The organism is Olleya sp. NP1-10, assembly GCF_055804415.1.
Window position 1 is genome coordinate 2,481,349 of sequence record NZ_CM147840.1, and the last position, 13,631, is coordinate 2,494,979.

The following is a 13,631-nucleotide window of genomic DNA, read 5'->3' on the forward strand; positions in this document are numbered from 1 at the left end:
ATGTATATGGTTTGTTGCGTGTTTAAGCACTAAAGTTAGCAAATAAATCACAGATAGAAAGTCCGCGAGGACTTTCGTAAGTAGGCTAGAACTAGCAATTAATTATACACGTCTTAAGTTTGTAATTCATTAAATTAGAAACATAAACAGAAAGCACAAAAGAGAGGAATAAGGTTAATATACACGCAGAGACTATGATCTCGTCAACATTGAAAATCCCCTCTCTTTTTGTTCCTTTTTCTTATTTGTTTTTAATAGTATTCACGAACCTCATGCTTCGGTTTCTACACAGATTTCGTACAGTTCTATGAGGCTTTTAGACCTCGTTTTTAAGTCGTTGAAACTCGCGTAGCTTGTCCTTTACTCATTTTATAATATTTCAATAAATTGGTAATCGTGAATCTTCGTTCCTTGATTTCAAAAAATCATTTTGTTATGAATAAAGATATAAAATATTTTGGACTTGACATCAGTCATTTAGTTTTTGATGTAACAGATTCTGATGGTAATTATTATCAGTTTAAAAACAGTATTTCGGGCTTTAAAAAGTTTACAAAACTGTTAGATTTTAATAGTCATTGTGTAATGGAAGCTACGGGTTATTATCATTACCAATTAGCTTATTATTTACAAGAAGAAGGGATTAAAGTTTCGGTAGAAAATCCCTTAGCAGTAAATCGATTTATACAAATGAAGTCGTCTAAAATAAAGACAGACAAAAGTGATTCAAAGTTGATTTGTGAATATGCCAAAGATGTAAAATTAAAGCTTTGGAAAGGCAACTCAAAGCATCAATTAGAATGTCTTCAAATGACCAGACTCCTTGGTGTGTATACAAAACAAAACACAATGTTAAAAAATAAACTACATGGCGAAGCTGTTTTAGGCAATCCAAGTAAAGTAGTAGTTAGCTCTTTGAAACGCAGTTTAAAACAGGTTGAAAAAGAGCTAAAAATGATAGAATATAAATTGTTGGTTTTAGTAAAAGAAGTGCATCAAGATGTTTTAACACGCATAAAAACCATTCCAGGAATTGGTTCCAAAACTTCATTAATGCTAGTGGTTTTAACCGATGGATTTGATCGTTTTACAAGCGGAAGTGAATTGTGTAGTTACGCTGGTTTAACACCAGTGATCCGTCAAAGTGGGAGTAGAGTAAAAGGACGTCCACGAATTAGTAAAATAGGGAATCAAAAGCTTCGAAATTTATTATTTATATGCAGTTTTAATACCTGTAAATAGAAGACGTTTGCAAAGCAATAAACAATCTATTAGTCGCCAAAGTGAAGAGCTAAATAGCATTAATAGCGGTTTGTAACAAACTATTAAAACAGGCTTTTGCAATAGCCAAATTAGGACTAAGTTATGAGGATAATTACAAAAGTACTTTATTGAAAAAACAATGAGTTTTTACTTGTTTTTTACCACAGTACTTTGTTGATTGTAGTTTTTTTTATTCAATTCCATCATTTGTTTTATTCCCATATATAAAACTATCAGAGCAATAATTCCAATAATAAGATTTCCCAATAATGTAACTTGAAAAGGATTAAAAATTAATAAGATTATGCTGCCTAAAACCCAAGTGTAATCTTGAATGATAATCCATAAAATAGCAAGTTTTCTTTGTTTTTTTATTTCATACCAAATTGTCATTGTAAAGTAGATTAATATTAATCCAACAATCCAAAAGACAGAGTTATTAGTCGTTCCAAACAATTTTGCAATTTGATTATTAAATAGAATCATTATTAAACCGGATATACTAGAAAATATAGCGTTGTATTTTAAAGTTTTTTGTAATTTATTCATTTGTCAAAATTTTGTTTCAACAAAATTCTGTAATAAAAATATAATCTCTCTTGACAAATGGTAATTAATTCATTTTTCTCAATCTACTTAAAGATTCTGGTGTAATTCCTATCATAGAAGCAATATATTGTAGTGGAACATTTTTAAAAAGTTCAGGTTCTTCATTTAATAAATTATCAAACCGTTGTTTAGCTGTGGTATGCAATTGAGAGAACATATTTTTTTCCAACAAAGCAAAAGAATTGGCTAATAAAATATTGTCAAATTCTAACCATTTGGGTTCTGTTTTATTTAACTTAAAATGATTTTCTCTATTTATAACATATAATTTACAATCTGTAATTGCTTGAATATTCCAGTTATTATTTGTTTCAAAAATGAAGCTAGATAGAGAGGTGATAAATCTATTTTCTGAACCAATCCATATTGTAATTTCTTTTCCGTCTACTATATCATACATTCTCAAATAGCCCGATTCTATAAAAGCCATTTGTTTACAGGTTTTCCCTGATTTCAAGAAAAATTCACCTTTAGATATTTCTAGTGGTTTAAAAACTGAAAGAATATTTTCCATTGAGTTTTTCTCAATAGTTGATACTTGATTTAAAATACAGTTTTTTAGTTTTTTCATTTTGTTTAATTACTGTCAACGTGTTTGTGCATGATTTCGTTGCGTGTTTAAGCACTAAAGTTAGCAAATAAATCACAGATAGAAAGTCCGCGAGGACTTACATAAATAGGCTTTTACTAGCAATGAATTATACATGGTGTTGTAAAACGTATTTTCATTTCCCAAAGTTCTTTTTTATGTATTTTTCTACTTTACTTTTTTCGTAAAATTCATTATAATTTTTAATATTTAAAATATCTAAAACTGCTTTTTCTTCATCTTTAACTTGTTCGTAATATGCTTTACAAATTAAATACCCAGTCCAATATCCTGCGTTTTTTGGTCTTTGTTCATTTGCTTTTTGCCAAGAATACCAAATATTTTCATTTTTGTCAGTTTTGAAGTCATTCCAGATTTCTGTTTCTTTTCCAATAAGTTCAGAATAATCTCCATCAGTTTCTCCACTTATTAATTCCGCTATAAATTCTGCCGAGCCTTCTCTGATACTTTTCGAAAGCAATGTATTTTCATCTTCCATTTTTGATTGATTGAAGTGAACCAATTCGTGACTAACAGTTATTGGGATATGCTTTCTCAACATACTAATTCTTAAAATATCTTTATTCCAATTTTCTGTATTTGTGTTTTCTGTTCGACAAAGAATTTCTGTTCCAATTAATAGGCCTCTCTTTGAAATTGTTCCGTTTGATTGAAATTTTCCAATCACAAAATATACATCGGGAAAAACTGCATTTGGATAAATATTTTTGAAAGACTCAAAATTTGAATAAATTCTTTCTTTTAAATCATCAATATTCGTAATGTCGTTTCTAATTGATTTGTAGAACTCTTTGTGTCTAATCACAAATTCTGCAAATTTTTCAACGTTTACGATTTTAGTTTTATAGAAATCTTTAAGACCTTTTGTTCCTTTTGAGAAATATTCTTTTTTGAAAATAATTTTGGCATTATCAGTATCATTTATTGCTAAATCGAATGCTTTATAGAAATTGTCAATATCAGATGTGTATATTTTAGATAAACGAGGTTCTTTAGAAACTCTTGAATTTTGAGATAAAACTGTACACGATTGAAATACAAAAATTATGCAAAAAAAATAAAATATTTTATGAAGTTCAATTTTCAATTTGAGTTCTTTTTATATGTTTTACAATGGTCTTGTGTATGAATAGTTGCGGTTTTGTGTGCGAGGATTTTCCGAAGGAAATTCAGACTGTACAAACACACAACGCCCTTTGATTAAGCACTAAACTAAGCATTATTTTTATACTGTGTTCTACACCGTTTTAATTCATTTTATAGTCTTCCATTTTTTTCAATAAGACTGTTTTAATTTCATTAATTTCTTCTTCACCAATAATTTTATCAAAACGGGATACGCTATCTATAATATATCTTTTATAATATTTCTCAGACCCGTCTTTTAATCTAAATTCAACTGCATCCCATTCCTTAAACTCTTGTAAAATTAAATCAAGAAACTCTTTTAAATTTTTATCAGAATTTAAATAATCTGATAAACCATTATCTAAAAAATAGTTAAATTGTTCTATACCACCTTGCCCACAACAGCTAATATTTCTTGCAATAGCTAACCTACAAGTTTCCCTAACCCAGCCATATTTTTCAATGATAGATTTAATATGCCACATTTGTTCTACTTCATGATCAAGGTCATTTGTTCTCAAAAATTCAATATAATTAGGTATCCATTTTTTATTTTGATTTACGAGTGCCAGGATAGCATAAGTTCCGGCTTGAGGACCTTGGTCATATTCATCCATCATCCAAATTCGTGCTCCTTTTTCTCCATTGTCAGTAATCATACAATATTCTAAAATTAATGATGATAAACTGCTATATTGAGCTGCTTGTTCAAAAAAGGCTTTTTCTTCAATAATTTCAGAAGCACCAGATTCATCATTAAATACTATTTTGAACTTGAGGCTTTCAAGTCTATTATCATTATGATATCTAACATTCGTTTGCTCATCTGGATATAAATCCTTTATTTTTTTTACATAAATAATTAAGGAACCAAGAATATCTCTTAGGTCTTTTTCAGTTAACAGAAAATCTGTCAAGTCTTTATCTATGAAGTTATTTTGAACAATTTCGTTTTCATCATCATCACCTAGATAGCCAAATGCCTTTATTGATATCTTTAATTTAGTCATTTTATGATGTTTTTATGGTGCAGAACGGTTTTGTACATGATTTCGTTGCGTGTTTTAAGCACTAAAGTTAGCAAATAAATCACAGATAGAAAGTCCGCGAGGACTTTGGTAAGTAGGCAAGAAGCCAGCAATAAATTATATACGGCTTAAGTTTGTAATTCATTAAATTAGAAACATAAACAGAAAGCACAAAAGAGAGGAATAAGGTTAATATATACGCAGAGACTATGATCTCGTCAACATTGAAAATCCCCTCTCTTTTTGTTCCTTTTTCTTATTTGTTTTTAATAGTATTCACGAACCTCATGCTTCGGTTTCTACCCAGATTTCGTACAGTTCTATGAGGCTTTTAGACCTCGATTTTAAGTCGTTGAAACTCGCGTAGCTTGTCCTTTCAAAAAACATTTTCTTATGAATAAAGATATAAAATATTTTGGACTTGACATCAGTCATTTAGTTTTTGATGTTACAGACTCAGATGGTAATTATTATCAGTTTAAAAACAGTATTTCGGGCTTTAAAAAGTTTACAAAACTGTTAGATTTTAATAGTCATTGTGTAATGGAAGCTACGGGTTATTATCATTACCAATTAGCTTATTATTTACAAGAAGAAGGGATTAAAGTTTCGGTAGAAAATCCCTTAGCCGTAAAACGATTTATACAAATGAAGTTGTCTAAAATAAAGACAGATAAAAGTGACTCAAAGTTGATTTGTGAATATGCCAAAGATGTAAAATTAAAGCTTTTGAAAGGCAACTCAAAGCATCAATTAGAATGTCTTCAAATGACCAGACTCCTTGGTGTGTATACAAAACAAAGCACAATGTTAAAAAATAAACTACATGGCGAAGCTGTTTTAGGCAATCCAAGTAAAGTAGTAGTTAGCTCTTTAAAACGCAGTTTAAAACAAGTTCAGAAAGAGCTAAAAATGATAGAAGATAAATTGTTAGTTTTAGTAAAAGAAGTGCATCAAGATGTTTTAACACGCTTAAAAAGTATTCCAGGAATTGGTCCCAAAACATCATTAATGCTAGTGGTTTTAACCGATGGATTTGATCGTTTTACAAGCGGAAGTGAATTATGTAGTTACGCAGGTTTAACACCAGTGATCCGTCAAAGTGGAAGTAGTGTAAAAGGACGTCCGCGAATTAGTAAAATAGGGAATCAAAAGCTCCGAAATTTATTATTTATGTGCAGTTTTAATGCCTGTAAATATAACCATGCTTGCAAAGCAATATATGATAGATTAGTAGCCAAAGGGAAGAGCAAAAAATTAGCATTAATAGCCGTTTGTAACAAACTATTAAAACAGGCTTTTGCAATCGCTAAATCAGGACTGATATTTGATAATAATTACAGAAGTAGTTTAATTAAAAATTAAGTGAGTTTTTACTTGTTTTTTACCACAGTACTTTGTTGGCTGTAGTATTTATTATTCCGTTATAGTTTTTCATTCAAGTCCTGTCTTCCAACAATTGCCATTATATCTATAATATCTTCATCAACTTTAAAATAGATACTATCAGTTCCACAAACACAACGTCTATAATCTTTTTTTATATATTCAGCTGATTCAAAAGAATAAGGTCTTTGGGAAATAATGTCAAAATATTCAAAAAATGATTCAAAATACTTATCCGCTTGAGTCATTCCGAATTTTTCAACTCCGTAATGGTGAATTCGTATTAAATCGTTTTTAGCTTCGTTACTTAATCTGTATTTAGCCATTCAATAAGGCCTTTGATTGAGCTAAAATTTCGTTTTTATTGTCACTCGTAAATCCGCTTTTTTCAGCTTTATCCAGTTTGGCTCTAACCCAATCAATTTGAATTTGCTGTTTTCTGGCTTGTCTAATTAAATCGTTTACTAATTCGCTTTTACTTGAATATTCATTTTTATTCACTTGCGCTTTCAGCCATTCGTCGTTCGGTTTGGTAAATGATATACTTTGTCTTGACATAACTTGATGTTTTGGTGTAAATATACATCAAATACGAATCACTTCCAAATTGTTGCCAACGGTTTAATATATGGTTTGTTGCGTGATTAAGGAACCAAGTTAACAAATAAAAACGTAATAGAAAATTCGGGAGAATTTTCGTAAGCAAGCTAGAACTAGCAATAAATTATATGCATTGTTAGGCAACGTTTTTTAATTCTATACTACTTGTCTTTTCAATTACTTTGGCTTTATAAATTTCTCCAAAATAGATTAAAAATTCCATTTCGCAATATTCCATTTCATTACCAGAATAGTAAAATATTTCTCCAGCAAAATCATTTGATTCAAATTTGATTCCTTCACTTATTGGGTAGCGTTCTGATTTATTAAGTTCCCATATTTTCAAATCTGAATATTTGGAAATCTCGTGCTCACTAAATATATCTATTATAGTATTCAATTAATTCATTAAATATTAATTTGAGTCTAAAAAAATATTTCGATTTTTCCCTATAACAGCTACTGATAGTCCAGATATTACTAATTCCGATGCTTTATTAGGATTGTCTGAAAATCCCGTTAAATGATGCCAAGGGTCGTTTTGTGCTACTGTTATTTTATAAAATTGTTTTTTATCCATTTCTATTATTTTCACTAAAACCTGCCAATCTTGATAGTCATCTTTACTTGTAAATAACAATTCAGCATGAGATGTAAATACCCAAACTGGTTCGTGTTTAATCAATTCCAACGATTTGATTAATTCACACATCATTTCAGGCATTCTTTTCCATTGAGAAGGCCATTCTTTTGGATTGTAAAATTCAAGCAAGGTAGTTTTCTGTTGTCCAGATATTCGTCTTAATTCCATTCAGATTTCGTTTTTCTCAAATGTTGCCTAACGTTGTTGTATAAGAATAGTGCGGTTTTGTGTGCGAGGATTTTCCGAAGGAAAATCAGACGTAACAAAATTGCACTAACCTTTGATTAAGCACTAAACTACGCATTATTTTTATACGTTGTTAGCTGCTGTACTTTAATCTATTCATATCGATTGTAATAATCACTAACAAAACATAATAATGATAACGCTCTTAAACTATTTTTTACAGTACCATAATTATTAGATAAACCGTGCATAACTCCGTGTCGATTCAAATCGCTAAAAAATCAGGATTTTCATCTTTTCGAGTATCAACATTTGAAGGACTTTCTTCTCCCAAAACATTTATAAAATCAGGATTTTTTGTGAGGTCTATATTTTTGTCAAAATTCTTTCTTCTTATAAACATTTTTGATTTTGTAATTCCATCTGCTTGAGATAGAAAAAGAATTGTTGAAGAATAGTACATTTTCATTTTGTGAGATTTAAAAGCTTCTTTTATAATTTCACTTCTTTCTGAATGTTTAGTGATTAAGTTTTCTTCAATATTATCAATTTTTTCATAAAAAAAATCAGTCAAAATTTTATCTGCCTTTTTAACTTTTTTGGAATTTACTAATTCTGTTAATTCAGCTATTTTTTTTAGTTCAAAATCTCCTGGAATATACCAACCGAATTTTAATAAAACTAAAGCACTTTCTTTCATTGAGAAATCAGGAATTTTTAAGTGATTTAATATTATTGATGAAATTCCTCCTTTTGCGTTTAACTCTTTGATTAATCTTTCAGTAGTTGTTAGGACTCTTTTCATTTTGTTGTTTTCCGGTTTTTTTGGGTATTACAGCTAACGGGTTTGTGTATGATTTCGTTGCGTGTTTAAGCAATAAAGTTAGCAAATAAATCACAGATAGAAAGTCCGCGAGGACTTTCGTAAATTGGCTAGAACTAGCAATTAATTTTATACGGTGTTACCCACTGTTATTTATTGAAGGATTGGGTCAAAAACCGGACTTTCAATACAATCAAATATACTTATTTCGCTTGCTTGTTCAGGTTCTCTAACAAAACAGATATAACCATACTCCAAAAATGTACTTTCATTTTCAATTACTATTTTATATTTATAGGATCCAAATTCTAATTCAGAGCCATCTGCTTGATTTAATCCAAGAAAAGCATTTTCAGATGGATTTTGAGGAAATACTGTTTCGTCAATATTGTTATAGCTTTGAGTTTCAAATACTACATTGTCTTCTAAATCATAAATTGTAACTATATTATTTTCATAAAATTCTATATTCTGAATTTCAAAATGGTCGTTATATCCATCTCCATTTGGTGTAAACATTCCGACAGCCTCAATTTCTCCTAACGTTTGGTCTAAATCATCAATATTTGAACTTGCAAATGGGTTTTCTCCACAACAAAGAAAAGTTTCCAATTCAGGTTCGGTTTCAGGTTCATCATTGTTGTCATTGCAACTAAAAGTCAAAAATAATGATGAGATAAGTGTAAATAAAATAATGATTCTTTTTTTCATATGAGTTTTTGTTTAATTGTGGGTAACGTGTTTGTATATGGTTTGTTGCGTGGTTTAAGCAACTAATTTAGTAAATAATTACCGACCAAGAAAGTCCGAGAGGACTTTCGTAAGTAGGCGAGAAGCCAGCAATAAATTTTATACGTCTTAAGTTTGTAATTCATTAAATTAGAAACATAAACAGAAAGTACAAAAGAGAGGAATAAGGTTAATATATACGCAGAGACTATGATCTCGTCAACATTGAAAATCCCCTCTCTTTTTGTTCCTTTTTTCTTATTTGTTTTTAAAAGTATTCACGAACCTCATGCTTCGGTTTCTACACAGATTTCGTACAGTTCTATGAGGCTTTTAGACCTCGATTTTAAGTCGTTGAAACTCGCGTAGCTTGTCCTTTCAAAAAACATTTTCTTATGAATAAAGATATAAAATATTTTGGACTTGACATCAGTCATTTAGTTTTTGATGTAACAGATTCTGATGGTAATTATTACCAATTTAAAAACAGTATTTCGGGCTTTAAAAAGTTTACAAAACTGTTAGATTTTAATAGTCATTGTGTAATGGAAGCTACGGGTTATTATCATTACCAATTAGCTTATTTTTTACAAGAAGAAGGGATTAAAGTTTCGGTAGAAAATCCCTTAGCCGTAAAACGATTTATACAAATGAAGTTGTCTAAAATAAAGACAGATAAAAGTGACTCAAAGTTGATTTGTGAATATGCCAAAGATGTAAAATTAAAGCTTTGGAAAGGCAACTCAAAGCATCAATTAGAATGTCTTCAAATGACCAGACTCCTTGGTGTGTATACAAAACAAAGCACAATGTTAAAAAATAAACTACATGGCGAAGCTGTTTTAGGCAATCCAAGTAAAGTAGTAGTTAGCTCTTTAAAACGCAGTTTAAAACAAGTTCAGAAAGAGCTAAAAATGATAGAAGATAAATTGTTAGTTTTAGTAAAAGAAGTGCATCAAGATGTTTTAACACGCTTAAAAAGTATTCCAGGAATTGGTCCCAAAACATCATTAATGCTAGTGGTTTTAACCGATGGATTTGATCGTTTTACAAGCGGAAGTGAATTGTGTAGTTACGCAGGTTTAACACCAGTGATCCGTCAAAGTGGAAGTAGTGTAAAAGGACGTCCGCGAATTAGTAAAATAGGGAATCAAAAGCTTCGAAATTTATTATTTATGTGCAGTTTTAATGCTTGTAAATATAACCATGCTTGCAAAGCAATATACGATCGATTAGTAGCCAAAGGGAAGAGTAAAAAATTAGCATTAATAGCGGTTTGTAACAAACTATTAAAACAGGCTTTTGCAATAGCAAAATCAGGACTAAGTTATGATAATAATTACAGAAGTACTTTATTAAAAAATTAATGAGTTTTTACTTGTTTTTTACCACAGTACTTTGTTAGGCGTAGTTTTATTCTTTATAGTATTTATTTTTCATTTCTAAATATTTGTTTACACTTTCATCAGTGAAAGCGACTAATTTATTTAAAAATTCTATATAATATTTTTCTTCAATTAACTCTTTAGGCAATAAAGGTTGTTCCCATTCTTCAAGGTGTTCTTTGTAATAATTTTCATTCAATGGTAATGCAGGTAAATTTGCGTTTTGATTTATCATTTTATTTGCCTTAAAACCGAAAGAACTTATAACTGATTCAATTTCTTGAACAACATTCCTTGTAGCCAGAATTTCACTTTTTATGTCACGTTTCAAAGTGTCAATCCAACTAACAAAATATTCATCTAAATCACATTTATTGATATTACGAGTGCTGACATATAATTTATTTTCAAAGTAATTTTCGTACCACGATTTTAAAAATTCCAATTGGAACTCGTCCCAATTAAGTAATACAATATTTGTAGATTCTGCTGTTTGTTTTGCTCCATTTTGATAGCGACTTGTCGTAATAAAGTATCCTTTATTGCAACCACTATCCTCTAAAACACTTCTCAATGCATATATTTTTTCCTGTGGAATATCTGAATTCCATCTTTTGCATTCACAAATTATAGAGTATTTACGACCATTGATGTTTTCTTCTGCATAAACGTCAACTTCAACTGTTCCTCTAACTGTTTGAAGAGTTTTTTCAATTTCAACATTGAAACCACAGTTTTTGAGAACTTCTTCAACTTTATTTTGTAGGTCTTTCCAATCGGTTGTTTTTTCTTTGGTTATCATTTATATTTCAATAAGTTTCTCTTATTCTTTAATTAGGATTAGAGTTCGTTTCCGTAATTACGCCTAACGGTTTTGTATAAGATTAGTTGCGGGTTTGTATGCGAGGAATTTCCGAAGGAAATTCAGACGTAACAAACACACAACGACCTTTGATTAAGCCAAAAACCGCAATTAATTTTATACGTTGTTGGCAAATCGTTATTTTAATTCACGTTCTGTATTTCACAACCATTAATTCTTTGTTCTTTTGTCAGAGTCCAAACGTTAATTGCTTTATGTTCAAGTTTGTTTTCAGAATCAGGTTCCACCAATTCAATTTCCATAATACATTCAGTCGCAATTTTGTAATCAGAATTTTCTATTAAGTATCCATTTACATAAATTTTGTTATTTTTTTCAATTCCGAAAAATTCATTCAGTTCAGATTGTGTTTTAAAAGCAGTTTTTTTCTTTAAACTGACAAAAATAATTCCGTTTTCAGTCAGATTGAAGAATTTATGCTCTTTCCGATTTGGTTTGTGTTTCAGAACACTTATTTCAGCAATCAATTCTTTTGTCGTTCCGATAGCACTTTCATTCGCAATAATATCTTTATCAATAATGAACGTTGGACAATTGCTTTTCGTAAATGGTAATTTCAAATAAGTATCTTGAGAATAGATATTTGTAAAAAATAAAGTAAAAACTATAGTTAAAATTATTCTGTTCATATGCGTTTCGTTAATGTTTGCCAACGTGTTTGTATAAGATTAGTTGCTTTTGGACGAGGCTTATTTTCCGTAGGAAAATCAGCAGTAGTCAAAAAAGCAATTACCTTTTGATTGATCTAAAATAAGCAATTAATTTTATACAGTGTTAGCTTTTAGTGCTTTTAAAATTCGGTATTTTTTTATTACCCAAATTTGATGAAATTCGATAGTATTTAATTAAGATTTCGAGTAATTAATTCCGCAACTTGCTAAATTCCGCTTGAGTTAAAATCCGAGTTTTAATTCAGTTTTCAATTCCACAAACAGATTAAAAAAGTCAAATACTATTCAATTCAGAGTTTGAGTCAGAATTCAGTATATTTTTCAAAATTCAGCAATATCTTTTTTTCGTTTTTTTATCCTTAAAACTCAAAAAAAACCGAAAAATAAACTAGCCTTTTTTCAATTCCACAAACTTGATCACGCATTAAAGCTAACGTGTTTGTGTATGGTTAGTTGCGTGGTTAAGCAACTAAGTTAATAAAGATTTACGAACCCGTGAATATTCCGCAGGAATATTCGCAAGTAGAGAATAAAAAAGCAATTAAATATACACGGTGTTGGCAACAGTGTTTTTTCCATTATGCATCATTTATACAATAATTCAGAAATATTTCAGCGAGTTTCTGGTCAGTCAAATCTTTGTTTTTTCCAATTTTACTTTCTTCTATAAAGTCCGTAAAGTAGTAAAAGTCAATAATATTTTGATATTCGATGTTTTCGTGAATATATGTTAGATTTCCTCCAGTTCTTTCAATTTCAAACAGTTTTATTTCGTTTTCGATTCCTAAAGGTTCTTGCATATAAATTTCTATAACTTCAGATTCTGGGTCAAGAGAATTGTTTTCAAAAAAATCATACTTATTTCCATTATTTCTGAAGTAATTTATTAATTCTGTTATTGTCATTTTATGCTTTCAATTCTGCGGTTCGCTTATCAATTCAAAGTATTTTTATTTACTCCGTTGTCAATTTCAATTTTTTAATTTCAGATTCCGTTCGCTCACATTGTTGCCAACGTGTTTGTGTATGAAAAGATGCGTTTTTGTATGCGAGGATTTTCCGCAGGAAAATCAGACGTAACAAAAACGCAACACATTTTATTTAAGCACTAATTTAGCATTTTTTTATAAACGTTGTTGGCAACTGTATTTTATGCTATTTTATGGGTTATACTTTTCCCTATATTTTTTATTAATTCAGAATGTTTCGGTTCCAATTTTCCGATTTGTCTAATTATTAACGCAATCACAACTCTTAAATCATTTTTTATTACTCTACTTGTGTAATAATAATATTGAGTTTCCTTTCCTACTTTAAAAGATTGATAAATAAAATTTTCTCCAATTTCTAAATCTTTATTTGAGACGTAACCACCTTCGTTAACAAACTTGTCAAATAAAGGTAAGAATTGGTTTTTCAAATCTTCGATTCCAAAATTGTCAGGTGTGGAAATCTCCTTTCCGTAATTGGTTATTGAAAAGTCGATTTTTTTATTTTTCGTGCGTGCTCTAAATCGGTCGCTTTCGTATTTATGCCATTCTTGAGGTATTTTAATTAGATAAACATTATCAATCATCATCGTATTAAAATCCGTGTAATTAAGCTCTTCTTTTTTCGAAAAGTTAAATATTCCCATTTATTTTTCTTGTGTGTTTAGATGTTCGTTAATATTGTTGCCAACGGTTTA

General features: G+C 29.7%; 16 protein-coding genes and 1 pseudogene. 3 read left to right on the top strand and 14 right to left on the bottom strand.

Translation table 11 applies throughout. The annotated features are described in order from the left end of the window. The first annotated feature begins 435 nt into the window (after positions 1 to 435). Positions 436 to 1,406 (top strand): annotated as a pseudogene (locus tag AC0L4B_RS11635) (IS110 family RNA-guided transposase). A 4-nt stretch (positions 1,407 to 1,410) separates the two neighbouring features. Here AC0L4B_RS11635 and AC0L4B_RS11640 read toward each other — a convergent pair. The 4 genes from AC0L4B_RS11640 to AC0L4B_RS11655 all read right to left on the bottom strand — a co-directional run bounded on the left by AC0L4B_RS11640 (position 1,411) and on the right by AC0L4B_RS11655 (position 4,620). Next, entirely contained in the window at positions 1,411 to 1,812 is a 402-nt protein-coding gene (locus tag AC0L4B_RS11640; protein WP_473437054.1) for a hypothetical protein, read from the bottom strand. A gap of 64 nt (positions 1,813 to 1,876) precedes the next feature. Then, entirely contained in the window at positions 1,877 to 2,443 is a 567-nt protein-coding gene (locus AC0L4B_RS11645) for a Crp/Fnr family transcriptional regulator (RefSeq protein WP_473437055.1), read from the bottom strand. 154 nt (positions 2,444 to 2,597) lie between these two features. Next, positions 2,598 to 3,569: a gliding motility protein GldB-related protein gene (locus AC0L4B_RS11650; protein WP_473437056.1), complete on the bottom strand. Its 972-nt coding sequence runs from the start codon at positions 3,567 to 3,569 to the stop codon at positions 2,598 to 2,600. Positions 3,570 to 3,729: 160 nt separating this feature from the next. Further along, on the bottom strand, positions 3,730 to 4,620 hold the full coding sequence (locus tag AC0L4B_RS11655; protein ID WP_473437057.1) for a hypothetical protein: 891 nt from the start codon (positions 4,618 to 4,620) through the stop codon (positions 3,730 to 3,732). Between the two features lie 411 nt (positions 4,621 to 5,031). Here AC0L4B_RS11655 and AC0L4B_RS11660 point away from each other — a divergent pair, with 411 nt between their 5' ends. Next, complete coding sequence (locus AC0L4B_RS11660; protein ID WP_473437058.1) at positions 5,032 to 6,003, top strand: IS110 family RNA-guided transposase; 972 nt, start codon at positions 5,032 to 5,034, stop codon at positions 6,001 to 6,003. 59 nt (positions 6,004 to 6,062) lie between these two features. Here AC0L4B_RS11660 and AC0L4B_RS11665 read toward each other — a convergent pair whose 3' ends face one another. The 6 genes from AC0L4B_RS11665 to AC0L4B_RS11690 form a co-directional block, all read right to left on the bottom strand. Beyond that, entirely contained in the window at positions 6,063 to 6,350 is a 288-nt protein-coding gene (locus AC0L4B_RS11665; RefSeq protein ID WP_473437059.1) for a type II toxin-antitoxin system RelE/ParE family toxin, read from the bottom strand. After that, the gene (locus AC0L4B_RS11670; protein ID WP_473437060.1) at positions 6,343 to 6,582 is read right to left on the bottom strand and encodes a ribbon-helix-helix domain-containing protein; all 240 of its coding nucleotides are present in this window, start codon (positions 6,580 to 6,582) and stop codon (positions 6,343 to 6,345) included. Before AC0L4B_RS11670 ends, AC0L4B_RS11665 begins: the two co-directional genes overlap by 8 nt. A 178-nt stretch (positions 6,583 to 6,760) precedes the next feature. Continuing rightward, positions 6,761 to 6,970 (bottom strand): hypothetical protein, encoded by a 210-nt coding sequence (locus AC0L4B_RS11675; protein WP_473437061.1) that lies wholly within the window; start codon positions 6,968 to 6,970, stop codon positions 6,761 to 6,763. A gap of 69 nt (positions 6,971 to 7,039) precedes the next feature. Beyond that, the gene (locus AC0L4B_RS11680) at positions 7,040 to 7,435 is read right to left on the bottom strand and encodes a hypothetical protein (RefSeq protein ID WP_115840131.1); all 396 of its coding nucleotides are present in this window, start codon (positions 7,433 to 7,435) and stop codon (positions 7,040 to 7,042) included. A 283-nt stretch (positions 7,436 to 7,718) separates the two neighbouring features. Next, the gene (locus AC0L4B_RS11685; RefSeq protein WP_473437062.1) at positions 7,719 to 8,258 is read right to left on the bottom strand and encodes a hypothetical protein; all 540 of its coding nucleotides are present in this window, start codon (positions 8,256 to 8,258) and stop codon (positions 7,719 to 7,721) included. 171 nt (positions 8,259 to 8,429) lie between these two features. Then, positions 8,430 to 8,987 (bottom strand): T9SS type B sorting domain-containing protein, encoded by a 558-nt coding sequence (locus AC0L4B_RS11690; RefSeq protein ID WP_473437063.1) that lies wholly within the window; start codon positions 8,985 to 8,987, stop codon positions 8,430 to 8,432. A 413-nt stretch (positions 8,988 to 9,400) separates the two neighbouring features. On the opposite strand from AC0L4B_RS11690, the gene AC0L4B_RS11695 reads away from it, so the two are divergent. Continuing rightward, positions 9,401 to 10,372, top strand: coding sequence for an IS110 family RNA-guided transposase (locus AC0L4B_RS11695; RefSeq protein ID WP_473436607.1), 972 nt, complete (start codon positions 9,401 to 9,403; stop codon positions 10,370 to 10,372). Between the two features lie 46 nt (positions 10,373 to 10,418). Here AC0L4B_RS11695 and AC0L4B_RS11700 read toward each other — a convergent pair whose 3' ends face one another. The 4 genes from AC0L4B_RS11700 to AC0L4B_RS11715 form a co-directional block, all read right to left on the bottom strand. Then, positions 10,419 to 11,192 carry a restriction endonuclease gene (locus tag AC0L4B_RS11700; protein ID WP_473437064.1) on the bottom strand — a complete coding sequence of 258 codons (774 nt, stop codon included), beginning with the start codon at positions 11,190 to 11,192 and terminating at the stop codon, positions 10,419 to 10,421. Between the two features lie 203 nt (positions 11,193 to 11,395). Beyond that, positions 11,396 to 11,902 (bottom strand): hypothetical protein, encoded by a 507-nt coding sequence (locus tag AC0L4B_RS11705; RefSeq protein WP_473437065.1) that lies wholly within the window; start codon positions 11,900 to 11,902, stop codon positions 11,396 to 11,398. A 620-nt stretch (positions 11,903 to 12,522) separates the two neighbouring features. Next, complete coding sequence (locus AC0L4B_RS11710; protein ID WP_473437066.1) at positions 12,523 to 12,849, bottom strand: hypothetical protein; 327 nt, start codon at positions 12,847 to 12,849, stop codon at positions 12,523 to 12,525. Positions 12,850 to 13,094: 245 nt separating this feature from the next. Continuing rightward, positions 13,095 to 13,580, bottom strand: a complete 486-nt coding sequence (locus tag AC0L4B_RS11715; RefSeq protein WP_473437067.1) for a hypothetical protein — start codon at positions 13,578 to 13,580, stop codon at positions 13,095 to 13,097. Positions 13,581 to 13,631: the final 51 nt, after the last annotated feature.